Origin of the sequence: Halioxenophilus aromaticivorans, from assembly GCF_042850945.1 — a bacterium.
GTDB classification, from domain to species: domain Bacteria; phylum Pseudomonadota; class Gammaproteobacteria; order Pseudomonadales; family Cellvibrionaceae; genus Halioxenophilus; species Halioxenophilus aromaticivorans.
Genome location: NZ_AP031496.1, coordinates 2,706,108 through 2,732,033, shown reverse-complemented (window position 1 = coordinate 2,732,033; position 25,926 = coordinate 2,706,108). Strand labels below are relative to the sequence as shown.

At 50.9% G+C, this 25,926-nt stretch carries 24 protein-coding genes and 1 pseudogene; 14 read left to right on the top strand and 11 right to left on the bottom strand.

Going from position 1 to position 25,926, the window contains the following annotated elements:
- Nucleotides 1-171: 171 nt before the first annotated feature.
- From cobA to ACGHM3_RS11985, 6 genes are read right to left on the bottom strand one after another with little or no spacing between them, the layout of a single operon-like run.
- Nucleotides 172-915, bottom strand: coding sequence for a uroporphyrinogen-III C-methyltransferase (gene cobA / locus ACGHM3_RS12010; protein ID WP_345428308.1), 744 nt, complete (start codon nucleotides 913-915; stop codon nucleotides 172-174).
- Between the two features lie 3 nt (nucleotides 916-918).
- Nucleotides 919-2,199, bottom strand: coding sequence for a serine--tRNA ligase (gene serS / locus ACGHM3_RS12005; RefSeq protein WP_345428306.1), 1,281 nt, complete (start codon nucleotides 2,197-2,199; stop codon nucleotides 919-921).
- Nucleotides 2,200-2,216: 17 nt separating this feature from the next.
- Nucleotides 2,217-2,603 carry a fluoride efflux transporter CrcB gene (crcB, locus tag ACGHM3_RS12000; protein WP_345428303.1) on the bottom strand — a complete coding sequence of 129 codons (387 nt, stop codon included), beginning with the start codon at nucleotides 2,601-2,603 and terminating at the stop codon, nucleotides 2,217-2,219.
- A 16-nt stretch (nucleotides 2,604-2,619) separates the two neighbouring features.
- Nucleotides 2,620-3,948 (bottom strand): replication-associated recombination protein A, encoded by a 1,329-nt coding sequence (locus tag ACGHM3_RS11995; RefSeq protein WP_345428420.1) that lies wholly within the window; start codon nucleotides 3,946-3,948, stop codon nucleotides 2,620-2,622.
- 53 nt (nucleotides 3,949-4,001) lie between these two features.
- Nucleotides 4,002-4,628, bottom strand: coding sequence for an outer membrane lipoprotein chaperone LolA (gene lolA / locus ACGHM3_RS11990; RefSeq protein ID WP_345428301.1), 627 nt, complete (start codon nucleotides 4,626-4,628; stop codon nucleotides 4,002-4,004).
- Between the two features lie 14 nt (nucleotides 4,629-4,642).
- A complete protein-coding gene (locus tag ACGHM3_RS11985) occupies nucleotides 4,643-6,985 on the bottom strand; it encodes a DNA translocase FtsK 4TM domain-containing protein (protein WP_345428300.1) in 2,343 nt (780 codons plus the stop codon).
- Between the two features lie 350 nt (nucleotides 6,986-7,335).
- On the opposite strand from ACGHM3_RS11985, the gene trxB reads away from it, so the two are divergent.
- From trxB to infA, 4 genes are all read left to right on the top strand, one after another.
- A complete protein-coding gene (trxB, locus tag ACGHM3_RS11980; protein WP_345428298.1) occupies nucleotides 7,336-8,286 on the top strand; it encodes a thioredoxin-disulfide reductase in 951 nt (316 codons plus the stop codon).
- Between the two features lie 264 nt (nucleotides 8,287-8,550).
- Entirely contained in the window at nucleotides 8,551-9,249 is a 699-nt protein-coding gene (gene aat, locus ACGHM3_RS11975) for a leucyl/phenylalanyl-tRNA--protein transferase (protein WP_345428296.1), read from the top strand.
- A gap of 314 nt (nucleotides 9,250-9,563) precedes the next feature.
- The gene (locus ACGHM3_RS11970) at nucleotides 9,564-10,283 is read left to right on the top strand and encodes an arginyltransferase (protein WP_345428294.1); all 720 of its coding nucleotides are present in this window, start codon (nucleotides 9,564-9,566) and stop codon (nucleotides 10,281-10,283) included.
- A gap of 167 nt (nucleotides 10,284-10,450) precedes the next feature.
- Nucleotides 10,451-10,669, top strand: coding sequence for a translation initiation factor IF-1 (gene infA / locus ACGHM3_RS11965; protein WP_317929931.1), 219 nt, complete (start codon nucleotides 10,451-10,453; stop codon nucleotides 10,667-10,669).
- Between the two features lie 137 nt (nucleotides 10,670-10,806).
- Here the strand turns inward: infA and clpA are convergent, their stop codons facing one another.
- Nucleotides 10,807-13,077 (bottom strand): ATP-dependent Clp protease ATP-binding subunit ClpA, encoded by a 2,271-nt coding sequence (clpA, locus tag ACGHM3_RS11960; RefSeq protein ID WP_345428287.1) that lies wholly within the window; start codon nucleotides 13,075-13,077, stop codon nucleotides 10,807-10,809.
- Between the two features lie 32 nt (nucleotides 13,078-13,109).
- Nucleotides 13,110-13,478, bottom strand: coding sequence for an ATP-dependent Clp protease adapter ClpS (gene clpS / locus ACGHM3_RS11955; protein ID WP_345428285.1), 369 nt, complete (start codon nucleotides 13,476-13,478; stop codon nucleotides 13,110-13,112).
- Nucleotides 13,479-13,778: 300 nt separating this feature from the next.
- Between clpS and cspD the strand changes: the two are divergent.
- From cspD to ACGHM3_RS11915, 8 genes and pseudogenes are all read left to right on the top strand, one after another.
- Nucleotides 13,779-13,976: pseudogene (cspD, locus tag ACGHM3_RS11950) on the top strand (cold shock domain-containing protein CspD); the annotation flags it as partial.
- Nucleotides 13,977-14,257: 281 nt separating this feature from the next.
- The gene (locus tag ACGHM3_RS11945; RefSeq protein ID WP_345428282.1) at nucleotides 14,258-14,893 is read left to right on the top strand and encodes a pseudouridine synthase; all 636 of its coding nucleotides are present in this window, start codon (nucleotides 14,258-14,260) and stop codon (nucleotides 14,891-14,893) included.
- A gap of 10 nt (nucleotides 14,894-14,903) precedes the next feature.
- Complete coding sequence (locus ACGHM3_RS11940; protein ID WP_345428281.1) at nucleotides 14,904-15,353, top strand: NUDIX hydrolase; 450 nt, start codon at nucleotides 14,904-14,906, stop codon at nucleotides 15,351-15,353.
- 38 nt (nucleotides 15,354-15,391) lie between these two features.
- A complete protein-coding gene (gene mnmA, locus ACGHM3_RS11935; protein WP_345428279.1) occupies nucleotides 15,392-16,582 on the top strand; it encodes a tRNA 2-thiouridine(34) synthase MnmA in 1,191 nt (396 codons plus the stop codon).
- Entirely contained in the window at nucleotides 16,579-17,217 is a 639-nt protein-coding gene (gene hflD, locus ACGHM3_RS11930) for a high frequency lysogenization protein HflD (protein WP_345428276.1), read from the top strand. Before mnmA ends, hflD begins: the two co-directional genes overlap by 4 nt.
- Before the next feature lie 105 nt (nucleotides 17,218-17,322).
- Nucleotides 17,323-18,690, top strand: coding sequence for an adenylosuccinate lyase (gene purB / locus ACGHM3_RS11925; RefSeq protein ID WP_345428274.1), 1,368 nt, complete (start codon nucleotides 17,323-17,325; stop codon nucleotides 18,688-18,690).
- Between the two features lie 6 nt (nucleotides 18,691-18,696).
- Nucleotides 18,697-19,866, top strand: coding sequence for a cupin domain-containing protein (locus tag ACGHM3_RS11920; RefSeq protein WP_345428272.1), 1,170 nt, complete (start codon nucleotides 18,697-18,699; stop codon nucleotides 19,864-19,866).
- Nucleotides 19,867-19,912: 46 nt separating this feature from the next.
- Nucleotides 19,913-20,824 carry a GNAT family N-acetyltransferase gene (locus ACGHM3_RS11915; RefSeq protein ID WP_345428270.1) on the top strand — a complete coding sequence of 304 codons (912 nt, stop codon included), beginning with the start codon at nucleotides 19,913-19,915 and terminating at the stop codon, nucleotides 20,822-20,824.
- 7 nt (nucleotides 20,825-20,831) lie between these two features.
- Here the strand turns inward: ACGHM3_RS11915 and ACGHM3_RS11910 are convergent, their stop codons facing one another.
- Nucleotides 20,832-21,152, bottom strand: coding sequence for a Rieske 2Fe-2S domain-containing protein (locus ACGHM3_RS11910; protein WP_345428268.1), 321 nt, complete (start codon nucleotides 21,150-21,152; stop codon nucleotides 20,832-20,834).
- Between the two features lie 141 nt (nucleotides 21,153-21,293).
- On the opposite strand from ACGHM3_RS11910, the gene pabB reads away from it, so the two are divergent.
- Entirely contained in the window at nucleotides 21,294-22,949 is a 1,656-nt protein-coding gene (pabB, locus tag ACGHM3_RS11905) for an aminodeoxychorismate synthase component I (RefSeq protein WP_345428265.1), read from the top strand.
- A gap of 61 nt (nucleotides 22,950-23,010) precedes the next feature.
- Here the strand turns inward: pabB and cysB are convergent, their stop codons facing one another.
- On the bottom strand, nucleotides 23,011-23,985 hold the full coding sequence (cysB, locus tag ACGHM3_RS11900; RefSeq protein WP_345428263.1) for an HTH-type transcriptional regulator CysB: 975 nt from the start codon (nucleotides 23,983-23,985) through the stop codon (nucleotides 23,011-23,013).
- Nucleotides 23,986-24,164: 179 nt separating this feature from the next.
- Between cysB and ACGHM3_RS11895 the strand changes: the two genes are divergently transcribed.
- Nucleotides 24,165-24,947, top strand: a complete 783-nt coding sequence (locus tag ACGHM3_RS11895; protein WP_345428261.1) for a sulfite exporter TauE/SafE family protein — start codon at nucleotides 24,165-24,167, stop codon at nucleotides 24,945-24,947.
- Between the two features lie 36 nt (nucleotides 24,948-24,983).
- Here the strand turns inward: ACGHM3_RS11895 and ACGHM3_RS11890 are convergent, their stop codons facing one another.
- Nucleotides 24,984-25,907, bottom strand: a complete 924-nt coding sequence (locus ACGHM3_RS11890; protein ID WP_345428259.1) for a 5'-nucleotidase — start codon at nucleotides 25,905-25,907, stop codon at nucleotides 24,984-24,986.
- Nucleotides 25,908-25,926: the final 19 nt, after the last annotated feature.

Here is a 25,926-nt window from a genome sequence, read left to right as displayed (position 1 = left end):
AACCTTATTAACGGTTAACGGCTGGGAGTGAACAAGCTTTAGCGTGCGTTTCAATACGCACGCAGTATTATTCACACAGCGCATAAAAATCACGCTGTAAGCATAGTTGAAAATATCAAGGACGTAAGAAAACCCACCCTTAGCAAACGATTAAGGGAAGTGCGCGGGGAGTTACAAATTGGGATTGAGCTTACTGTAAAGATTGACCACATCACCGATGATGATCAGCGTTGGCGCGTGAATCTCTTGGGTTGCCAGCACCTTTGCCACTTCGGCCAGTGTTGTGATTGTTACTTTTTGCTCAGGTGTGGTGCCGCGCTCAATGATCGCCAGAGGGGTATCGAAGCTGCGCCCCGCTTTTTGCAAGCGAGAGGCAATCTTAGGGAGCCCCACCAGGCCCATATAAAACACCAGGGTTTGGTCGCTATGCGCGAACTCCGCCCAATGCAGATTAACCGAGTCGTCTTTAAGGTGACCGGTGATAAACCGAACCGATTGCGAATAGTCTCTGTGCGTTAAAGGGATGCCAGCGTAAGCAGCACAACCAGAGGCAGCTGTGATTCCCGGCACCACGCTGAATCCAATACCAGCGGCGACCAGTTCTTCCAGTTCCTCGCCACCACGGCCAAAGATAAACGGATCGCCACCTTTTAAACGAACGGTTTGCTTGCCCTGGCGGGCGTAGTCCACCAGCAGCTGGCCTATCTGCTTTTGCGGCACACTGTGGTCAGCGCGGCGTTTGCCTACGTACACCCGCTCACATCCCTCCGGTATCAGTGCCATGACCGCGTCCGATACCAAGCGGTCGTAGAGCACAACATCCGCTTGCTGAATCACTTTATAGGCTTTCAGTGTAAGCAGTTCCGGATCGCCCGGCCCCGCCCCAACTAACTGTACAAAACCTCGCTGGGCCATAGCTTACTTAGCGCTAATCACCGTCTTACCACCCAAGTACGGTTGTAAAACAGTGGGCACAGCAATGCTACCGTCACTCTGCTGGTAGTTTTCCATTACGGCAATCAAGGTGCGGCCAATGGCCAAGCCAGAGCCATTTAAGGTATGCAACAATTCTGGCTTACCGGTATCTGCATTTCTGAAGCGCGCTTTCATACGGCGGGCTTGGAAATCTCTGAAGTTACTGCAAGAAGAGATCTCTCGGTATTTTTCCTGGGATGGCAACCACACTTCGATATCGTAGGTGCGCGCCGCAGAGAAGCCCACGTCGCCCCCGCATAAAATTACCGTGCGATAGGGTAAGTCCAGGGCCTGCAAAATCGCTTCGGCGTGGCCAGTTAGCTGTTCCAGCGCTTGCTCAGATTGCTCTGGCTTCACAAACTGCACCATTTCGACTTTTTCGAACTGGTGTTGGCGGATCATGCCTCGGGTATCTCGACCATAGGCGCCGGCTTCACTGCGGAAACATGGGCTGTGGCAAACATACTTAATGGGCAATGCGGCCTCTTCCACAATTTCATTGCGCAAGGTATTAGTGACGGGCACTTCCGCGGTGGGAATTAAGTAATAATTGCGCTCGTCATCCAGCTTGAATAGGTCTTCTTCAAACTTCGGCAGCTGCCCAGTGCCAAATAAGGAATCCTGGTTGACCACATAGGGTACGTAAATCTCTTCGTAGCCATGCGCCTCTTGGTGAGTGTTGAGCATAAATTGGATTAAGGCACGGTGCAGCCGAGCAATATCGCCGGTCATTACACTGAAGCGCGATCCAGTCAGCTTGGCGGCACACTCTAAATCTAATTGCTTTAGATCAGTACCCAGGTCGACATGGTCTTTTACGTCGAAATTAAAAGCTTTTGGGCTACCCCAGGTGCGAATCTCAACGTTGTCGTCTTCGTCTTTACCAAAGGGCACAGCCTCATCCAAAAGATTGGGAATACCGGATAGCAATGACTCTAGGTTTTGCTGAACCTCATTGAGCTCTTGCTCGGCTTGAGCTAGGGAAGTTTTAAGAGATTCAACCTCCGCCAACAGCGGGGCAATGTCTTCACCTTGGGCTTTGGCTTTACCAATACCCTTGGAGCGAGCATTGCGCTCTTGTTGCAGCTTTTCTGTATCGGACTGAATACTACGTCGTCTTGCCTCCAGCGCTTCAAGGGCAGCAACATCCAAATCAAAGTTGCGTTTTTTCAGTTTTTCAGCAACCTCAGCGGGATGAGTACGAACGTATTTTGCGTCTAACATGATTAAAAAATTTCCAGTTAATACATTGAGAGAATTTTGTGTGTGAGCCAAATCGCCAGAAAAGAAGCTAGGATACAAGCAACCACCGACACTACCACGTATACACCTGCCAATCCGAATTGTTGGCGCTGTAGCAAGCTAACGGACTCAATCGAAAAGGTAGAAAACGTCGTTAAAGCGCCCATAAAACCGGTCATTAATAATACTCGCCACTGCTGGGACCAAAGACCTTTATCAACGATGATGACATAGAGAATACCGATTAAAAGCGAACCGACAACGTTTACCAACAAGGTAGACCACGGTATGCGCCCGGGCACCACGGGCAACCAATAGGTACTGATACCGAACCGGGTCATTGCCCCTAAGGCACCACCAATGGCCACTGCCAACCAAGCTCCCATTCGCCCTACTCCTTTTTTAATCCCTATCTATGTCGTTGTCCTGACCCTGCTTGCCATTGCCCATGCCGGGGTATCTCTGACGATCACTGGCTTGGTTTAGCGACTGCAAATAGCGCAACTTCTCGCCGATCTTGGCTTCCATCCCACGCTCCTCGGGGTGGTAGTAGCGCCGCTCCTTGATGGCCTCTGGGAAGTAACTTTCGCCGGCAGCAAATGCTCCTGGTTCGTCGTGGGCATAGCGGTATTCCTCACCGAAGCCCAGCTCTTTCATTAGTTTTGTGGGTGCGTTGCGCAAGTGCCAAGGCACCTCGTAGCTGGGCTCTTGTTTCACATCGGCCATGGCAGCGTTGTAGGCATTGTAGGCAGCGTTGCTCTTGGCCGCGCTGGCTAAATAAATCGCCGCCTGAGCGATGGCCAGCTCGCCTTCCGGGCTGCCTAAGCGCTCTTGCACCATCCACGCGTTAAGAGCGATCTCCATGGCTCTAGGATCGGCGTTGCCTATGTCCTCGGTTGCCATGCGCACCAATCGGCGGGCAATATACAGGGGCTCACAGCCACCATCAAGCATCCTCGCCAACCAGTAAATGGCAGCGTCTGGATCGCTGCCACGTACAGATTTGTGTAGCGCGGAGATCTGATCGTAGAAAAGATCCCCACCTTTGTCGTAGCGCCGAACGTCACTGGCCATTACCTCACTCAGCAAGGCCACGGTAATTTCCATATCCTGTTCAGTCAGTAAATCTGAGCACATCTCCAGTAAATTCAGCAACATGCGTCCGTCACCCTGGCAGCCCGCTATAAGTTTGGCTGTAGCGTCGTCGGCAATGTGCAACTGGCGCTCACCCAAACCCCGGGTTTCATCGTGCAGGGCCACATTTAACAAATCTGTTAAGTCGGCATCGGTAAGACTGCGCAGCAAATAAACTCGGCAGCGACTCAACAGTGCGTTGTTAAGTTCAAACGAGGGGTTTTCGGTGGTGGCGCCGATAAGCACAATAGTGCCATCTTCTACATGAGGTAGAAAAGCATCCTGCTGAGACTTATTGAAACGGTGCACCTCATCCACAAACACCACCGAGGCCTGGCCGTGGCTGGCCCAGCGTTGTTTGGCCATTTCTACAGCAGCGCGGATTTCTTTCACGCCCGCCAACACCGCAGAAATCGTCTCGAAATGGGCGCCGGTTGACTCTGAAATGGTACGCGCCAGTGAGGTTTTGCCTACTCCGGGCGGTCCCCAAAAGATCATGGAATGTAGGCGGCCGGCGGACAGCGCTTTGTAAAGCGGCTTGTCCGGCGCAAGCAAATGCTGCTGGCCTACATACTCGGAAAGATCTCGCGGCCGCATTCGGGCGGCGAGAGGTTGATACTTGGCCTGCTCTGGCTCAAATAGCGATCCCGTCACAGCGGCTGATCATGGAACACGTCAGCGCCCTCGGGTATTTCGAAGGCGAATTTGTTTTTGTCGTCCTGGCTTAGCGCCTTGCGGTTAGAAAACACAAATTGAGTTTTCGTTTCGGTGCGATCAACCACAGTCATAGAGGCCAAATTCTGACCCACAAAGGTAAGATCAATACTGGCGACATTGCTGCTGGCCGAGTTAGGCGCCAAGTGATACACCAGCCCCTGCTCGGTCTTCGCCTCGCTTAGCTGGAATTCCTTGCCAATTAGGTCGAAGTCACCACTTAAAATGCGTATAGGCAACTGATTCTGCTCACCGGCAAAGGTTTTTACGGTAACCTGCTCTAGGTCGGGATCGTAAAGCCAGATGGTTTGCGCATCAGAGACCAACACTTGCTCATAGGGCTGTAGTGTTTGCCAGTAGAATTTGCCAGGTTTCATGACCGCAAAATGGCCACTGGAGCGCTGCACTGGTTGCCCTTTGCTATCGTATGTGATCTGCTCAAAGTCACCTGCACCATTGACTAGCGGCTCCAGTAATTCAACCAAAGACTCACTGTTGGCACTGGCCGGTTGGGCAGTGGCTAAAACCACCATCGTACAAAGACTGAGTAATATTCGGATCATTGAAGAATCTCTGTTTAGTGTTTGGGCGGCGGGGGTGCCAGTACGGTGCGATTACCATTGGTTCCCATTTCGCTCACCACGCCGGCCATTTCCATGGTTTCAATCAAACGTGCCGCTCGGTTATAGCCAACGCGCAACTTACGCTGCACCGAAGAAATAGAGGCCTTGCGTGACTGAGTCACAAACTCCACGGCTTCGTCGTAAAGTGGGTCTGATTCATCGTCACCACCTTCACCACCCTCCGTGGCCAGTCCGGGCACCGGGATAGCGTTGGTACTTTCATCTACGATTTCTTCCAAATAATTTGGTTCACCCCGTCGTTTCCAGTTTTCTACCACCTTGTGTACTTCATGGTCATCAACAAAGGCACCGTGCACACGTACCGGCACCCCACTGCCCGGCGGCAGATACAGCATGTCACCGTGGCCCAGCAACTGCTCTGCCCCGCCCTGGTCAATGATGGTTCTAGAATCGATTTTAGACGAGACCTGAAACGCCATGCGCGTTGGCACGTTGGCTTTAATCAGGCCGGTAATAACATCCACCGAAGGACGTTGGGTGGCCAGCACCAAGTGGATACCGGCGGCACGAGCTTTTTGGGCAATACGGGCTATAAGCTGTTCAACCTTTTTACCCACAATCATCATCATGTCAGCGAATTCATCGATAACCACAACAATAAATGGCAGGGTTTCTAAATCGGGGGCAACGGCCTCTTCTTCACCCGGTGTGTAATGTTCTTCGGGTTTGAACAGCGGGTCTTTTATCGGCTCGCCAGCTTTACGAGCCTCTTCAACCTGTTTGTTAAAGCCTGCCAAATTGCGCACACCCAAACCGGCCATAAGCTTGTAGCGCCGCTCCATCTCACCCACGCACCAACGTAGGCCGTTGGCGGCATCGTTCATATCCGTCACTACTGGTGTGAGCAGATGCGGAATACCCTCGTACACCGACAGCTCTAGCATTTTTGGGTCAACCAAAATAAGCCGTACCTGCTCGGGTGAAGACTTAAAGAGCAGGCTCAATAGCATGGCGTTAACACCGACAGATTTACCCGAACCTGTGGTACCGGCCACCAGCACGTGGGGCATCTTAGCCAGATCGGCAATGACCGGCTCGCCGGCAATGTCTTGGCCCAACGCCAGAGACAACGGTGATTTAGCCTTGTCAAAGGCTCTACTTTCCAACACTTCGCTGAGCCGAACCATCTGCCGAACTTCGTTGGGAATTTCAATGCCAACATAGGGCTTACCCGGAATAACCTCCACTACCCGCACACTAATCACCGCTAAAGAGCGAGCTAAATCCTTTGCCAAATTAGTAATTCGGGCGGCTTTAATACCGGGGGCAGGTTGCAGTTCGAAACGTGTAACTACAGGCCCTGGCATGACGGCCACAACCTCGGCGGCGATACCAAAATCTTGTAGTTTAAGCTCTAGCAGTTTGCTCATTGCCGTGAGCGACTCTTCAGAGAAGCCTTTGTCGCCATCGCTGTCCGCCGGGTCTAGTAGGCTTAACGGCGGTAATTCACCCACTACGGGCTCATTGAATAAGCTGGTCTGTTTTTCACGCTGCACACGCTCGCTCTTTTTAGCCTTTGGCTTGGGGGCTTCGATGGCAATGGGCTCGGTTTTCTTTTCCAGAACCTTTTTCCGCTGTTTGCGGCTCTCTGTGCGCTCTTGGATGGCTACCCGGGCGATTTCTGCCTCTTCTTTCACTTCCCGCTTTTGCTCCTGGCGAGACTTGAATTTCTCGATCCCATTGAGCACGGTCGCGCCGATGGTATCCATCAACCACAGCCAAGATAAATCGGTAAAAATAGTCAAACCGAATAGAAACAGAGCTACCAGAATCAAGGTGCCGCCAATATAGCTAAAGGCAGCCTCAATGCCCTGGCTGATTGTCGCCCCCAACATACCGCCGTTGGAAAACGGTAAATATGAGGATTCCAAACCGAACTTCAACGAGACTATTCCGGTACCAGCGATCATTACTAGGCCGAGACCAATCAGACGCAGGCCGAGCAACAGCCAATCTACCTCCACCTGGTGATCTTTTCGGCCGGCCAGAATGCGCCAGATTCGCAGGGCAATCAGTACTGGAAAACAATAAGCGATGTAGCCAAATAAGGAAAAAAAGACATCGGCCACCCACGCGCCGATGGCTCCGCCGGCATTGCCGATATCATCACCTGCGCCGGTGCGAGACCAGCCTGGGTCTTCTGGCGTATAGGTAAACAATGCCAACAGGAGGAACAGGCAAAGAGACACCAAAACCACCAACGCACCCTCGGTGACGATCTGCCTCAGCTTTAGCGCGCTGGAAACCGGTTGACGTTCAATCGTGGTATCGGTCAAAGATGACTCCGTTGTTAAGGTGGTAACTTGCAAACTGGCCTGAGATTGGGGTGCGCTTGTGCCTATAGCTAGCCGCAAATTCGGCGTAAAACTAATTACACCATCGCATTTTATAGAAAAGCCCTATGGCAGCGATAAAGGCAGAATATTTTGAGCCCAATCCAACATTGCCCTATTATGTGCTGCCAGTATAGTACCGTAAACGAGGCTAGGAGCTCAAAAGCAAAAAATGCTGTAAAACCAGCAACTTTTGTTTCTTTTCTAACCTAACGCATTAATCTTTTGTGGCTTTGGCACTGTATCCGGCTAACCGCAATCTAATATTATGAACTACTGGAATAGGTTTTGTTATGAGTGACGTCCAACATCACGCTTTGATCATCCTTGGCTCCGGCCCAGCTGGCTATACAGCCGCGGTGTATGCGGCCAGGGCAAACTTGAAGCCGGTGGTAATCACTGGAATGCAGCAAGGTGGACAGTTGACCACAACCACGGAAGTTGAAAACTGGCCCGGCGGCAGAGCTGATCTGCAAGGCCCAGAGTTGATGATGGAAATGCAAGCCCATGCTGAACGCTTTGATACTCAAATCGTGTTCGATCACATCGAAGAAGTGGACCTCAACAACCGCCCCTTTACCTTAAAAGGCAGTAGTACCTATACCTGCGACAGCTTGATTATTTGCACCGGTGCCTCAGCTCAATACTTAGGCTTGCCGTCTGAAGAAGCATTCGCCGGCCGCGGTGTAAGTGCCTGTGCAACCTGCGACGGTTTCTTTTATCGCGACCAAAAGGTAGCCGTGGTGGGTGGAGGCAACACAGCTGTGGAAGAAGCCCTTTACCTATCTAATATATGCTCTGAGGTAACCTTGATACACCGCCGAGATAGCCTTCGTTCGGAGAAGATCCTGCAAGATAAAATTATGGCTAAAGCTGAAAACGGCAATATCCGTTTGGAGTGGAACCACACCTTAGAAGAAGTTCTGGGTGACGATTCCGGCGTTACCGGACTGCGCTTGAAAAGCACCACCGATGATAGCACCAAAGAAATTGACGTCGCCGGTGTTTTCATCGCCATTGGCCACAAACCCAACACTGACATTTTTGCCGGCCAGCTGGACATGACAAATGGCTACATCAATGTAAAAAGTGGCACAGCTGGATTCGCTACCGCCACCAGTGTACCAGGGGTTTTCGCAGCCGGAGATGTAGCCGATCAAATATATCGCCAAGCCATTACCTCTGCCGGCGCTGGCTGCCAAGCGGCCTTAGATGCGGAGAAATACCTCGACGACCTGGCCTAAGTATAACTTCGCCCCCTCCGAGCACCAGCTAAAAGGGGGCGAGTTTTAGCCATACACCGCCGGTGAATCAGGCAACATTTTCTGGATTAGCCACTGCGGAAAAATTCTTCTGAATTAGCTATGAAAGAGCCGCGAGCATAACCACTGCGAGTTTGCTGCAGTGCTGAGTATTTGATATATCGCAGCAACACGCGGCCCCAACGCATTTTGAGTGCCAGTTAGGGCCTAGATACTCCACAGACGTACTTCGGCTAAGGCTTGGCAATGATTGATATTCCATGGTTGGACGACGATGACTCAATGTATTTCCCACCTACCTCCAGCGCCCTAGACTACCCAAATGGCTTACTTGCTGCCGGCGGAAACCTGACATCAGAGCGCTTGATAACGGCTTATTCGCTGGGTATTTTTCCGTGGTATAGCGAGGGTGAGCCTATTTTATGGTGGACACCCTCCCCCCGCTGCGTGGTGTACCCAAGTCAAGCCCATTGTTCCAGAAGCCTTAGCAAAGTTATCCGCAAGGGCACTTTTCAAGTGACGTCAGACACCTGCTTTAGCGAGGTAATTGGACTCTGCGGCGAAACACGCCAACAACAAGAAGGCACCTGGATTACTCAAGAGCTTAAATCTGCCTACATCCAACTCCATAGGCTGGGCTACGCCCACAGCGTGGAAGTCTGGCAACGGGATACACTAGCGGGAGGCCTTTATGGTTTAGCCCTAGGCGATGTATTCTTCGGCGAATCTATGTTCAGCTTGGCGCCCAATGCTTCTAAGGTGGCATTTATTTGGCTTGCGGAGCAATTGCAGCAGCGAGGCTACCGAGTAATTGACTGTCAAGTCACCAGCAGCCACCTACTTTCGTTAGGCGCTCAGGAAATAGACCGCTGCGAATTCGAACATCTCCTTCTGCCCCTTAGGCGCTTCTCAGATTTACCTAAACCCGGTAGTCTAACTGAATGACAACAGCCAGCGATCACCGGTTGTTGTGGGTAGTTAGGATAGCGAGTTATTGTAGACTGCTAGCATAGACAGTTAGGATAGTTTAGATGCAGAGTTAGGTCCACTCAGCACACTGGGTAGGTATCTAGACGAAGTTGGAAGCCAAACTAAGCGCCAAAAGCGCAATCTCTATATGAATAGCGTGTGAGACGAATCACTGCGTCATACAGACAAAAGACAAAAGACAAAAGACAAATTGCACCAGAGCACGCCTGACCGAATTACTCTCATCATCATTGGATTTAGCCGTTGAGACTAAACGAAGAAATAGCTCTATGACCACGTTAACCGATCTGCGCCTATTTGCGACACATCCGCATGCCTGCAGTTACTTGGATAACCAGGTGGCAACGACGCTATTCGTCGATCCAGACGCCAAAATCGACCGCACTATGTACAGCCACCTCTCAGAAGTAGGCTTTCGTCGCAGCGGTCAACATCTCTACCGACCAGACTGCAGCGCCTGTAAGGCCTGCATTCCCGCACGTATCCCCGTGGCGCAATACAGCGCCAATCGGCAGCAAAAACGCTGCGCCAAAATCAATCACGATTTAGCCATCCGCGTTATTGACGACATTAGCGATAGCGAATATTACGAGCTTTACCAGAATTACATCATTGCCCGCCACCAAGATGGCGACATGTATCCACCCAGCCGGCAGCAGTACCATTCTTTTTTAACGTCCGAATGGGGCGTCACCCGCTATCTAGAGATGCGACTTAAAGGTAAACTCGTGGCCATCGCCGTTATCGACTTGCTAGATAACGGCATATCGGCGGTGTATACGTTCTTCGACCCTGACCATGAAAAGCGCAGCTTGGGCACCTTCGCCATAATGGCGCAGATCGACATTGCCTCCCAATATGGGCTGAAGTACGTGTATTTGGGGTACTGGATCAAGGATTGCAGAAAGATGGCTTACAAAACCAAGTTTCGGCCGCTAGAGCTCTACCGCGACGGAAATTGGATAATCAACAGTAAAACCACGCCATAACTAGTGACGGCTTTTTAGCCTATTTAATATAAAAACTTGGCTATTGCCGCTGATTCAGGCACAATTCCCGCCAATTTTTACTGCGACCCCCTGCACTCTCCCAATCAATCGCACTTGGAGATCTAACTCAAGTCGCTAACTTATTGAAATCTCGAGGAAACTACTGAATGGCAAAAGAAGACAACATTGAAATGGAAGGCGAAGTCGTAGACACCCTGCCGAACACAACCTTCCGGGTCAAGTTGGAAAACGGCCACATAGTTACTGCTCATATCTCAGGCAAAATGCGCAAAAACTACATCCGTATTTTAACGGGTGACAAGGTTAAAGTTGAAATGACGCCTTACGACCTATCCAAGGCACGTATCACCTACCGCGCTCGTTAATTACGCTTCTCTACAATAAAAAAGCCCCGCACTTTGCCAGTGCGGGGCTTTTTATTACTACCTATTACTATATACCGACGTTAATGGTGCAACGTGATTGATGCCGACGGGGTAACTGCGCAGTGGGTACCCAACCGTTAGCTAACCACAGCTTCTTCGATACCAATGTGGATGTCGTTGTCTTCAACATCAATATCCACGGTACCGCCATCGGCCAGATCACCGAAAAGCACGAGTTCAGCCAAGGGCTTTTTCAACTTCTCTTTGATCAGCCGAGCCATTGGGCGTGCACCCATTTGCTCGTCATAACCGTTTTCCGCCAACCACTGACGTGCTTCTTCGGAGATATTAAGCACCACTTTCTTCTCGTCCAGCTGTGTCTGCAGCTCAACCAAAAACTTATCGACCACAGTCTTGACCACGTCCAACGTCAATGGACCAAACTGGATGATGGCATCCAAACGGTTGCGGAACTCCGGAGTGAACATTTTTTTGATGGCCTCCATTCCGTCCGTGGTGTGATCTTGATGCGAGAACCCTATCGATGCACGGCTCATTTCATGGGCGCCAGCGTTAGTGGTCATGATCAGAATCACATTGCGGAAATCCGCTTTTCTGCCGTTATTGTCGGTCAACGTTCCGTGGTCCATTACCTGTAACAACAGATTGAACACTTCAGGGTGAGCTTTTTCAATTTCATCCAGCAACACCACGCAGTGTGGGTGCTTAGTGACTGCCTCAGTTAACAAGCCGCCTTGATCGAAACCAACATAACCTGGAGGCGCACCAATCAAACGCGAAACGGTGTGGCGCTCCATGTATTCAGACATGTCGAAACGCAGCAGCTCTATGCCCATGGCCGAAGCCAGCTGGCGGCATAATTCTGTTTTACCGACGCCGGTGGGGCCAGAGAACAAGAACGAACCCACAGGCTTGTCCGGCGTATTCAGCCCGGCACGCGATAATTTAATGGCCGTGGACAGTGCATCAATGGCATCGTTTTGCCCGAACACGGTGAGATGCAGCTGCTCATCGAGTTTCTTCAGCTGCTCCATGTCGCTGCTGGAAACGCTTTTGGGCGGGATACGCGCGATTTTGGCAACAATCTTCTCGATATCTGCGGTACCTATCTGGCGACGGCGTTTATTGGGCGGCTGAAGCTGCTGGTAGGCACCCGCTTCATCGATGACATCGATAGCTTTGTCCGGCATAAACCGGTCGGTGATGTACTTGGAGGCAAGCTCCGATGCCGCACGCAACGCGGAATCAGTGTACTTTAGAGCGTGATGCTCCTCGAAGCGGGATTTGAGACCTTTCAGGATGTGGTAGGTATCCTCAACACTAGGCTCGTTTACGTCGATTTTTTGGAATCGACGCGACAGAGCGCGGTCTTTGTCGAAAATGCCGCGATATTCTTGGAATGTGGTGGAACCTATGCAGCGCAAATCGCCACTGGTTAACAGTGGTTTTAGCAAGTTAGAGGCATCCATAACGCCGCCAGAGGCCGCCCCAGCACCAATAATTGTGTGGATCTCATCAATGAACAAGATGGCCTTTTCGCGCTTCTTAAGCTGTGCCAACAGGCCTTTAAAGCGCTTCTCGAAGTCACCGCGATACTTAGTGCCCGCCAGTAGCGACCCTAAATCTAGTGAATACACAACGCTTTCGAGCAGAACCTCGGGTACGTCACCATCGACAATACGTTTTGCCAAACCTTCAGCAATAGCGGTTTTACCAACACCGGATTCACCCACCAGTAGCGGGTTGTTTTTACGTCGGCGGGCCAGTACCTGGGCAACGCGTTCGAGCTCGCTGTCCCGACCTACTAACGGGTCGATTCGGCCCTCTTTGGCCGCTTCGTTCAAATTGGTGGCGTAAGACTCCAATGGGCTACTGCCACCAGACTCGGTGCCGGCGATGCTCTCGTCTTCGTTGTGGTCCTGGCTAGAATCCATACCTTCTCCCTGGCCGGCGACCTTAGAGATACCGTGGGTTATAAAGTTAACGACGTCGATACGGGCAATATTTTGCTGCTTCAGATAGTAAACAGCTTGGCTTTCCTGCTCGCTGAAGATGGCGACAAGTACATTAGCACCAGTGACTTCTTTGCGGCCAGATGATTGAACGTGAAAGACGGCACGCTGAAGTACACGCTGGAAACCTAGCGTAGGTTGGGTTTCGCGATCGCTGTCGTCGTCTGGGATGAGCGGCGTGGTGGAGTCCACAAATTCAAGCAACTCTTTGCGTAGGTTGTTAAGGTCGGCGCCACAGGCCTTTAGAACCGTTGCTGCTGCTTCGTTATCGATCAGCGCCAACAAAAGGTGCTCAACAGTCATAAACTCATGACGTTTGTTGCGCGCGCCCTTGAAGGCCTGATTCAAGGTTACTTCCAAGTCCTTGCTTAACATTGTTTCAACCTCACTGAAAGAACCTAAAAAAATTATTCGTCGTCGTCAGCAGCCTCTATTTCACACAGCAACGGGTGCTGGTTTTCTCTTGCGTACTGATTAACCTGCGATGCTTTGGTCTCTGCGATGTCTCGGGTGAACACGCCGCAAACTGCACTGCCATTGGTATGGACTTTGAGCATAATTTGCGTCGCCTGTTCCCTATGCATCTTAAAGAACTGCTCCAGCACCTCAACTACGAATTCCATAGGTGTATAGTCATCATTCAACATGATTACTTTATACATCGACGGCCGTTTTAGCTCAGGCTTTAGCTCAGCATAGGCTAAGCTACCATCCCGGCTGCCATCCTGCGAATCATCGTCGTCACTACTACTTAATGTTAGTCGATGATATTTCATATTTCCCAAGTTACTAAATCTCGCCACAGTTGAAACAATTACAAGGATTTTAACCCTTTGTACATTCTGCCGACAATGGCGATAATAGGTTTTCCATGCCATATCCTTGACAAGGCACGTTTTTTCATATGAGTATACAGCTCGGTTAGATATGTGGATGACAGCGATAATTACAATGCCACATTAAAACTGGTTCAACCGACCTGCATTTTTTAATAATAAAAATATTGGGTTCAATACAAAAATAACAATATTAGGGCGTCGTGATAGCGCAACTAATACCCAAATAAGGAATCTGCTATGCCTACAGGTACAGTTAAGTGGTTCAATAACGCCAAAGGTTACGGGTTTATCCTACCAGAAGACGGAAGCGACGAGCTTTTTGCGCACTACTCCGCCATTTCTATGGATGGCTACAAAACGCTCAAAGCCGGGCAACAAGTCAATTTTGACATTGCCAAAGGCGACAAAGGCTTTCACGCTATTGCGATAACGCCGGCGGTGGCCAATACCACAGCACCAAGTTCTGACGGGCATCAAGCCCCTGAAAAAAATCCTGCAAAAGAAGAGCCATCATTGATGCGACAGGCCGAATCGGTCAGTTAGACACCATCACTGAGCGCTAGGCGCGGTCACACTGCCTCTAGAGCTAACTGAAGGCCAAGCAAGATAACCAACCTGAGGGACTGCCCTCAGCGGTTCTGTTCGGCCTAGTGTTGCTCATCCTCAACCAAGATGTTATACAACTGCGGCATTGCTAGCTATGCCGCTATACATCTATGCCCCAAGCTTTATTGTTTAACAAGCCCTACGACGTCCTGTCGCAATTCACCGATGCCGAAGGCAGAAATACCCTTGCCCAGTACATCCGCGAGCCCGGATTCTACCCGGCAGGCAGACTAGATCGTGACTCCGAAGGATTGTTACTGCTAACCGATGATGGCGCTTTGGCCCACCGATTTACCCACCCCAAGTTCAAGCTACCCAAAACCTACTGGGTTCAGGTGGAAGGCCCACCGAATCAAGAAGCCTATCGACAATTGCGGCAAGGGGTAACACTAAAAGACGGCCCTACGTTGCCGGCCAAAGTGCAACAAATGGAGGAGCCGAACCTATGGCCACGCACAAACCCGGTGCGTTATCGAAAAAACATCCCCACCCACTGGCTTGCCATCACCATTACCGAAGGGCGCAACCGCCAAGTTCGACGCATGACCGCTGCAGTGGGGTTACCTACTCTAAGACTGGTGAGAGCCCAAATTGGTAACTGGGTATTAGGGGAACTGCAACCGGGCGAATACCGTACCGATGTCGTTAATCTACCGCCGCCCCCAAAAGAGGCTGCGCGCAAAAAAAACATCGGAGACACCCGACGTAAACCCAATCGCCGCAATACACCTGCTCGCAAAAAATAGGCTAAATGCTATGAATCAGCACCAATTCGCCCCCCACGTTACCGTTGCCTGTGTTGTTGAGGACAACGGCCGCTTTTTGATGGTGGAAGAGCTTATTGAAGGCGACACCCGCTTTAATCAGCCCGCAGGTCACCTAGAGGCCGGAGAAAGTTTGATCCACGCCGCCGAGAGGGAAACCCTCGAAGAAACCGCCTGGGAAGTACAAGTTACTCACTTTCTAGGTGTGTGTGTGTTTGAGGCACAAAACGGACACACGTACATTAGGAACACCTTTGCCGCAAAAGCTCGAAACCACACAAATGGCGCACTGGATACGGGTATAGTGCAATGCCACTGGTATACCAGAGAGGAAATCGAGCAACGCCAGGCGTTGCTTAGAAGCCCGATGATCCTTTCCACTATTGACCAATATTTAGCCGGGGAAAAATGGCCGTTGGCCATGGTGAGTCACCATAGGTAGAATCACGCTTTTTACCGCCAGCGCCGAACGCCAATTTGATGACAGACAACACCTCCTCCAAAACCGTAATCGTCGGCATGTCCGGCGGCGTCGACTCTTCCGTAAGCGCACTATTGCTGCTGCAGCAAGGCTACCGCGTGGAAGGCTTGTTTATGAAAAATTGGGACGAGGACGACGGCACTGAATACTGCACCGCCAAGCAAGATTTGGCGGACGCGCAGTCTGTATGCGACAAACTGGGGATCAAACTTCATACCGCCAACTTTGCGGCAGAGTACTGGGATAACGTATTTGAGCACTTTTTAGCTGAATACAAAGCTGGCCGCACACCTAACCCAGACATTTTGTGCAACCGGGAAATCAAATTTAAGGTGTTTATCGAGTACGCACAAATGCTAGGCGCTGACCTAATCGCCACTGGCCACTATGTGCGGCGCGGCAGCGACGGCGACCGGACCTATCTATTGAAGGGCCTAGACGCCAATAAAGACCAAAGCTATTTCCTCCATGCCGTGGCCGAAGCGGAGTTCGCCCGCACCCTCTTCCCCGTGGGCGAATTAGAAAAACCGGAGGTTCGACGCTTGGCCGAAGAACACGACCTAATTACTCACAACAAAAAAGACAGTACCGGTATTTGCTTTATTGGTGAGCGACGATTTAAAGACTTCCTAGAACAGTATCTTCCGGCCCGGCCAGGTGACATTGTGACCCCGGAGGGTGATGTTATTGGACAACACATGGGCTTGATGTACCACACGCTTGGCCAGCGCCAAGGCCTAGGAATTGGCGGCATTAAGGGTGCCGGAGAGGCACCCTGGTTTGTGGCCGAGAAGCGATTGGACAGCAACCAACTTTTGGTAGTGCAAGGCAAACAACATCCCCTGCTCTACAAGCAATGTCTCGCCGCCAATCAAATACATTGGATCAACCCAGACTTTCCGCCAGCGGCGCGTTTTAGGGCACAAATCAAAACCCGGTATCGCCAGCCAGATCAATGGGGTTGGGTACAGCTGTTGAAAGATAAGCAGCCCATAGAAGATCAGCAAATAAACCACGCGGACGAGCTGATGATCAACTTCGACGAACCTCAAAGAGCGGTAACCCCAGGCCAATCGGTGGTGTTTTATTTAGAAGACCGTTGCCTGGGTGGCGCCGTGATCACTACGGGTTTTAATTCAAATGACGCCGTTTTTGGTGAAATCGCTGCACAAGGACAACCGCAGCAATGAATAATACGAAAGACCAAGCCCTAGCGCTTGCGGGACTATTTCAGTCGGTAGCCTTAGTAGAAGCACTGGCCAAAACCGGCAACTGCGACAAGCCTGCGTTTGACGCCAGCATTCAATCCGTGTTCGTAACAGCCCCCAAAACCACCATTGATGTTTATCACAATATCAATAACTTAGCATTGGGTTTTAAAGTGCTTATTGAGAACCTAGAAAGCCACACCTGCGCCAGCTATCCAGACAGCTTGCGCTACAGCTTGAACCTGTTCCATCTGCATAAAAAGCTGCAGAAGAACCCAGCCATGCTAGCGGTCATTGGCCAAAGACTACAGCGATGCCAGAGCCAGCTAGATCATTTTGACGCCAGCCATGACAACATCATCGCGGCACTGGCCGACATCTACAGCGACACCTTAAGCACCTTTACCTTTCGCATCCAGGTCAAAGGCAGTTTTACGCACCTACAACAAACACGAAACGCCAACCAAATTCGCGCCATGCTGCTGGCCGGTGTGCGAGCGACCATGTTGTGGCGCCAAGTTGGCGGCTCGCGGATAAAGCTACTGTGGCAGAAGAACGATCTACTACAAACTGCCCGAGCCCTGTACCAAGACATCGACCCAAGCCTTAAGCATTAGGCCATTCACTGGCAGCATGTGGTGGTTTTACTGTATCATCGCCGCCCCATTCCCGCCGCAGGCGGGCTACTCGTCACTGGGACTTAAACTAACAGGAAAGCAAGCATGAACCTTTCTTCATTGACCGCGGTAACCCCAATTGATGGTCGCTACGCCAGCAAAACCGAATCACTGCGCACTATTTTTAGCGAATTTGGGTTAATTAAATACCGGGTTGAAGTAGAAGTTCGCTGGCTGCAGTGCTTATCCGCGCACCCTGAAGTCACCGAAGTGCCGAGCTTTTCAGATAATGCGCAGCAACTGCTGAACCAAATCGTTGACAACTTCTCCGTTGCCGATGCTGAACAGATCAAAACCACAGAGCGCACCACAAATCACGACGTTAAAGCCGTAGAGTACTTTATTAAAGACAAAGTCGCCGAGCTGCCCGAATTGGCAGCAGTGAGTGAGTTTGTACACTTCGCCTGCACGTCCGAGGATATCAACAACTTGTCCCATGGGCTCATGCTGAAAGCCGGCCGCGAAGTGGTTATCGATTATTGTGACAAACTGGTTAGCAACTTAGTAAAACTTGCCCATGAGTTCGCCCAGGACCCAATGCTTTCCCGCACCCATGGCCAAACGGCATCGCCCACCACCGTCGGAAAAGAAATCGCCAACGTGGTAGCACGCCTCAACCGCCAGATCGACCAAATTAAAAAGGTCGAACTGCTGGGAAAAATCAATGGTGCCGTCGGTAACTACAACGCTCATTTAAGCGCCTACCCGAATATCGATTGGCAAACCAACGCCAAGACCTTTGTAGAAGGCTTGGGCTTGCAGTGGAACCCCTACACCACGCAAATCGAACCGCACGACTACATTGCCGAGCTGTTTGATGCCATTGCACGATTCAACACAATATTGATCGACTTTAACCGCGATGTATGGGGCTATATATCGCTTGGCTACTTTAAGCAAAAAGCCATTGCCGGTGAGGTGGGCTCATCCACCATGCCACACAAAGTTAATCCCATCGACTTTGAAAATTCAGAGGGTAACTTAGGGATAGGTAACGCGGTAATGAGTCACTTAGCCACAAAGCTACCGGTTTCTCGCTGGCAACGCGACCTGACCGACTCCACCGTACTACGCAACATGGGGGTGGGCTTGGCGTACGCGGTTATTGCCTACGAATCAACGCTTAAAGGCCTGAGCAAGCTCGAAATAAATCGCCAACGGTTGAACGAAGACCTAGAAGCCAGCTGGGAAGTTTTAGCTGAGCCAATCCAAACCGTAATGCGTCGCTACCAGGTGCCACAAGCCTATGAAAAGCTGAAAGATTTGACCCGCGGCCAGTCTATCAATGTTGAAACGCTCTCCACATTTGTGAACGGTTTATCGATTCCCGACGACGCCAAGGAAGAGCTGCTTAAGCTAACGCCGCAAAACTATATCGGTAATGCCGTGGCCCAAGCCAAAGACATTCAATAATCGTCTGTGGCACAGGTGGACAATCAGTCACCACTGGGTGACGTGCCTCTAGACACGTTTCTCAGTCAGTACTGGCAACAACAACCGTTACTCATCCGTCAGGCCGTGGCGCCCAGTTTATTGGATGTCGATGGCAACGATTTAGCAGCGTTGGCACTGGACTCCGAGATTGAATCACGCATCATTACCGAAACCAACGGTATTTGGTCGCTACAACACGGCCCTTTTGAAGAAGCTGTTTTCTCGTCCCTACCCACCAGTCACTGGACATTACTGGTCCAGGCCGTTGATCACTATTTACCCAGCGCAAACCAGCTGTTGGATTTATTTCGGTGTTTGCCTAACTGGCGCCTAGACGACATCATGATCAGCTACGCCGCCGATGGCGGCAGCGTTGGCCCGCACTACGACCAATACGATGTTTTTTTACTCCAGGCGGGCGGCCAACGGCATTGGCAAATCGGCCAGCATTGTGATGCATCTACCCAGCTGGATCGAAGCTCAGACCTAACCCTGGTGCAGGATTTCCAGTGCACCGAGGATTATATTCTCAACCCCGGCGACATGCTCTACCTACCACCGGGCGTTGCCCACTACGGCATAGCCCGCGGGGACTGCATTACCTACTCCATCGGTTTTCGATCGCCCAGTATTAGTGAGGCGTTTTCCTCTTTTAGTGACTATTTAACAGACGTAACCGGGAGTGACAATCGCTACCGCGACCCAGGCCTTCAGTCCCCATCCGGCCAGATATCCGCCGCCCAACTGGCGCATTTTAAAGCTTGGATGCAAGCCCAGCTGGCGGATGAAGAACGCCTGCAGCAGTGGTTTGGCCAGGAAATGACCCGCGGAAAATACAGCCACAGCATTACGCAGGCTGACGATCTGGTGCCGTTAAGCAGCCTCGCACTGAATGATATCCCAGCTACGGACGTGATTTACAAAGCCTTGGATTCAAGATGGGCCTACATGGAAGCCTGCCAGCAGGAATCCCCGGTGACGCTATTTGCCGGAGGACTGTCCTTTAAGGTGAGCGCAACACTGGCTGTCGCCCTGTGCAGCGGCAGCCAATGGCAAGCCTCTCAACTGACAGACCTGTGCCTCACCGACGATGATCGCAGCGCGGTAGATCAATTTCTCCAAGAAGAGCTTCTACATCTGGAGCAGTACGAATAAGCTGTCCTTATCGCAGACAAAAATTGGCCAAAGAAGGAGCGAAGCCTTGGAATCCTCTGATGCACTGATCAAAATTGTGGACTGGGATCATCACCAAGAACTGCTGCTCACGGTAAGACGCACCGTCTTTATGGACGAGCAAAAAGTCAGCGAAGCGGATGAAATCGACGGTAAAGACCCAGAGTACATCCACGTGCTCTGCACCCAACAAGGGACCGGCGAAGTCATCGGCTGCGCTCGCATTTCTAAGGCCGGTAAAATCGGCAGAGTTGCTGTGTTAAAGCCTTTTCGGCAGGGTGGTTACGGCGGGCGCGTCATGGCTTTTTGTAACGACTACGTTTTGCGCCAGGGTCAGTCGCCGCATTTGGATGCCCAGGTCGAAGCGCTACCGTTTTATGAAAAGTTGGGCTACGAAGCACAAGGGCCAGTATTTATGGATGCCAATATTCCGCATCGTAAAATGGTTCTTGCCACGAACAAAATCGCCGGACAAACCACCGACGCCACCTCATCATTTGCCAACGCCATTGCCCTGGGTGGCCGTAAATTGTTTATTTTCTGCCCTGCGTCCATGCTTGCTTGGCTGGCCAGTGATGCCATTACTCAGGCCATAAAAACCGGCCTGCTCAATGGCAGAGTGGAGTCAATCGCTATTATTCTGGGAGAGAAAAACCCGGATCAGCGCACTTGCAGCGCCCTGGTGCAACTGGCCCAGCGGTTGCCGAGCAAAATAAGCCTGCGCTGCTGTAGTGGAAACGCTGAACCCATCACCGAGGTGACTTTGCTCGATAACCAAACCTTATGGCGAGGTGCACCCTTACGCAACGAGCCCCAACCCAGCCGATTCACCACAGATGCCTTAAGCCTGCAACAACGCGCCATCCATCAAGACCAATTTACTCGCATGTGGGAACATCAAACCTGGGACAATCCAAATCTGCGCAGCATTGTTGTGTAGTAACGCACTATCCGAGTGGCATACCGGATAGATCAACGCCCACCGTGGCACCTTCGTAAATTAAATCGATGCGCTTTAGCGTGCCACTGAAGCCGGTTATCGGCTCACCATCCTCTAACCGATACTCTAAGCCGTGCAGTGGGCAACGAATTACCCCATCGAATACGGCTCCATGGTGTAATGGCGCCCCTTGATGGGGGCAGTGATTGTGAAACCCGTACAAGCGCCCTTGCCATTGCACCAGCAGCACATCCACAGTACCCACGCGATAGGATTGAATGAAACCGTCTTGCAACCGGTGCAATTTTTCTAGAACTTGGTAAGCCATCAGCCGCCCCCTAACCTAACTGCTGCTTTCGCTATTGTTCACTGACCAAAGAATAACCCTTAAAAACTACCACATTTGGTTTGGTAAGCCTAAGACTGGTCTTTATAATGCACTGATTTCCCGCTAATCCGAGAAGCACCTTTGCTACGCAAAATCTCACTTAAATACGAACCCAACCCCGCGCTGATTTTCGCTCGTATCGCCCACATACCCGGAGCCGTATGGTTAGACAGCGGGCGCCCCAAGTCGGATATGGGGCGCTACGATATCATGTCGGCCTCACCCCGCGAGCTGCTCACGCCAGACAATAAGCCAGAATCGGTCTCGCCCTTCGAATACGTAGAATTTACCAGAGCGAAATTACCGCAAATATCAGAGCAAACTAGCCCTTTCACCGTGGGATTAATAGGCTATTTCAGTTACGAAACAGGGTTGCCAGCCACAACCAAGCCAAAAATTATCCAAACCCCAGAGTTCATCTGGGGCTGCTATTTACAATCGCTCGTGATTGATCACGAACAACAAACCAGCACGTTTTATTATTGGCAAGACGAAGACGTTTCCGGCGACGATGATCTGCTGGACCTCTTGACACAGGACGATGCGGAAAACGGAGTTGACCCACATTTTCAAGTCAGAGAAATCCTATCGCTTACCGGCAGAGAAGCCTACGGTAAGAACTTCAGCAAGATTCTCGACAATATTCGCAGCGGTAATACCTACCAGGTGAATTACACCCAGGCGCATCTCGCCAAATACGAAGGTAATACCTTCACCGCTTATTTGGCACTCAGGGATAGGCTACCCTCCCCCTACAGCGGATATCTCAACTTCGGAGAAACTAAAATATTGAGTTTTTCGCCAGAACAGTTTGTGCAAAAGATTGGCCACAAGGCCTACACTCGGCCGATAAAGGGCACTCGACCACGCCACAGCGACAGCACTATAGATGCACTGAACCGTAAAGAACTGGAAGACAGCGAGAAAGATAAAGCCGAAAACCTCATGATCGTCGACCTACTACGCAACGATCTTAGTAAAAAAGCCCTACCACGCTCGGTACAGGTGGAAAAACTGTTTGAACTTCAGAGTTTTGCCAACGTCCACCATTTAGTGAGTACAATTGCCTGCCGGCTGGATTCCCATACTTCCGCCATGGCAGTTTTGGAGGGGGCATGGCCCGGCGGCTCAATCACAGGTGCGCCGAAAAAGCGTTCCATGACGATCATCGACAAGCTCGAACCGCACCAGCGCGGCATTTACTGTGGGAGCATTGGTTATCTATCTACCCAAGGGGATATGGACACTAACCTCTGCATCCGCACCATATCCTGCGACGCTAGGGCCATGGCCTGCTGGGCCGGCGGCGGCATCGTGGCAGACTCAGATGTTGATTTAGAGTATTTTGAAGCACTGGGCAAAATCGAAACTCTGCTAGAAGGCCTCGCCCAATTCCAGCATTCCGTACTCACCCAAAGACTCATACAGAATTCACCAGGGAATAAAAGAGAAATGAAAACCATAATGGTTAAAAAGATCTTGGCCGATGGCTCACCGTGTAAAAAGTGTGGCGAAGTCTTGGCCAAATTGGAATCTTCCGGCCTGATCGACCTAATCGACGAAGTTATCGTCGCCGACGAGCGCGACCCAAGCAGCGCCGGCATGCAATTAGCGAAGGAGCTAAATGTCGAACGTGCACCGTTTTTTGTGGTGTACCGAGATGGCGATGAGCCTGAAGTTCATACCATTTACATAAAGTTTGCCAAGGAAGTACTGGAGCCAATGCGGGCCTCCTAGCGCACACTAAAAAAGCCAGCACGACGCTGGCTTTTTTATGATGGTAAATCGACTACGAAAATCAGTAGTATGGAAGACCTATCGTTTCAAACAGCTCGTCCAGCTCCGCCCGCGATTGTCGACTAAACGCATCCTCAACCACGTCTCTGGTGAGATGGCTCGCAAACAGCTCGATAAAATCGTACATAAACCCACGCAAGAAAGTACCGCGGCGGAAGCCAATTTTAGTAGTGCTGGGCTGGAACAGATGCCTTGCATCCAAGCGGACTAGGTCGTCATCTAGCTCTGGGTCGTAGGCCATAGACGCTATGATACCAATGCCCAAACCCAATCGAACGTAGGTTTTGATTACATCGGCGTCGGCAGCGGTGAAGACCACTTTGGGAGCCAAACCACGGTCAATAAACGCTTCGTCCAGCTTTGAGCGCCCGGTAAAGCCAAACACATAGGTAACAATGGGATGCTTAGCTACGTCTTCTAGGGTTATGTTAGAATTTTGCGCTAGCGGGTGATTCTTTGGTACCACAATGCTGCGATTCCACTGGTAGCACGGCATCATCACCAAGTCGCTGAACAGCTCTAGTGCTTCGGTGGCGATGGCAAAATCCACCGTTCCATCCGCTGCCATCTCGGAGATTTGCATCGGTGTGCCTTGGTTCATGTGCAGCGCCACTTCTGGGTACTGCTGTATAAACTCACCAATCACTTTGGGTAACGCATAACGGGCTTGCGTGTGCGTAGTGGCAATGGACAGACTACCTTTGCGCTCGTTACTAAACTCCTGAGCAACCTGCTTTATGCCTTCTACTTTGCGGAGGATTTCTCCCGCGGTTTTCAGAATCGCTTCCCCGGCAGGCGTGATTCTGGTTAGGTGCTTACCACTTCTTGAAAATACCTCTACACCCAGCTCGTCTTCCAACAGGCGAATCTGTTTGCTGATACCAGGTTGGCTGGTATACAAGCTTTGCGCCGTAGCCGAAACGTTTAGGTCATGGTGAGCCACTTCCCAAATGTAACGCAGCTGTTGCAGTTTCATAAACCCTCCAGATGGTGGAATGTTAGTGCGTTCTTATGATTATAAAAATATAAACAAATATTCTTTTCCAGAATAGTTATTAAACGATATATTTGCCAGTCATTCTTACATCCAAATGTACAATTCGTGCCTAAAACGCCTAATAAAGGCTAATTAACCGTCGGATAACCCTCTTTATTATGGAAATTTTGCTCTACATTCTCGCCGGAGCCGGGGTTGGTTTAGCCGTGGGTATCACCGGTGTGGGCGGCGGGTCACTGATGACCCCGATTCTGCTACTTTTTGGTTTCCCGTTTAACGTCGCCATTGGCACCGATTTACTGTACGCCAGCATTACCAAAGCCAGTGGAGCTTGGGCCCACCGACGCCAGGGCACGGTTCGCTGGCACCTAGTTGGTATGCTCGCCCTGGGCAGTATTCCAGCGTCCATCGCCACCACCCTGTTGTTAGACAGCGTATTTACTGACGCCAAGCACTACGAGCCACTGCTCACCACAAGCCTGGGTATCATGTTGATATTAACCTCGGCCGTTTTGCTTTTTAAAAGCCGCATCAACAAACCCTCCCAGCAAGACCAGGATAACCTCGCCTGGGTGCACCGCAATAGCAAAGCCATTACCATCGTGGCGGGCTTGCTTTTAGGTGTTTTTGTCACATTGTCATCGGTGGGAGCTGGCGCATTCTGTGCCGCTCTGCTACTGGTTTTATATCCCAAGTTACCGGCGGTTCAAGTGGTGGGTACCGACATAGCCCACGCAGTGCCTTTAACCTTAATCGCCGGGCTTGGCCATTTAATATTCTTGGGCAATGTCGATTTCTTATTACTCGGTAGTTTGTTGGTAGGCTCGCTGCCGGCAATTCACGTTGGCACCCGAATAGGCGCACACCTACCAAACCAAGTGCTACAGCCAATACTGGCGACTATTTTGATGGGGCTTGGGGTCAAATTTGCCTTTTTTTAGCAGTACACCACGGCAGGCAGTCGCAGGCTTTGCTCTTTATTTAATGGCCGGGTTATTTGCTACGCCATGTGGTACATGACCGGTGGCCACTACATCTTTTGCCAAGTCACAATGGCTGTGTTGATCATCGAAGAACACATCGGCACCATAGGCCTGCAAAAACTGCGCTTTGGGCAGCCCACCCAAAAATAAACTCTCATCCAACCTCACGCCCCAATGTCGTAAAGTATTTATCACCCGCTTGTGAGCGGGGGCGGAGCGAGCAGTGACCAGCGCGGTGCGAATGGGGCAATCTTCTGAAAATTCCGCCTGCAACTTATGCAGTGATCGTAAAAACTGAGAAAACGGCCCTGGGTTCATCGGTTGATTGGCAAGCCTTTGCTCGTGCTCGCTGAAACTTAGTAAACCCGATTCTTTGTAAACTCTTTCAGACTCATCAGAAAAAATTACGGCATCGCCATCAAAGGCAAACTTGAGAGACTCCTGCGATGACTTCTGCTTACTACCCGGCATCACCGTGGCCGCGGCCACGTTATTTTGTAAAGCTAGACGGACGTCTTCTTCCTGGGTGGACAGAAACAACTGACAGCCAAAGGCTTTAATATAGCGGTAAGGGCTTTCTCCACCGCAAAAGGCCGCGCGCGATACATTTAATCCATAGTGCTCTATGGAATTGAATGCGCGCAAACCGGTGTCTGCAGTATTGCGTGACAGCAATACAATCTCAACCCTCTCTTTATTATTTTGCAATCGATTTATAGTTAATAACTTATCGACTAAAGCAAAACCTTCGCCGGGTAATAATGGATCGTTTTCGTGGGCGATTTGGTACTCGGTGTAGCGGTTAATCCCCTCTTCTACATAGATTTTGTGCTCTTGGGAGAGGTCGAAAAGTGCACTGGAGGTAATTGCCACAACGAGCTTTTCCGGCGCGTCTATTTTATTTTTATTATTGCTCATTTCCCCTCACCGACAATCC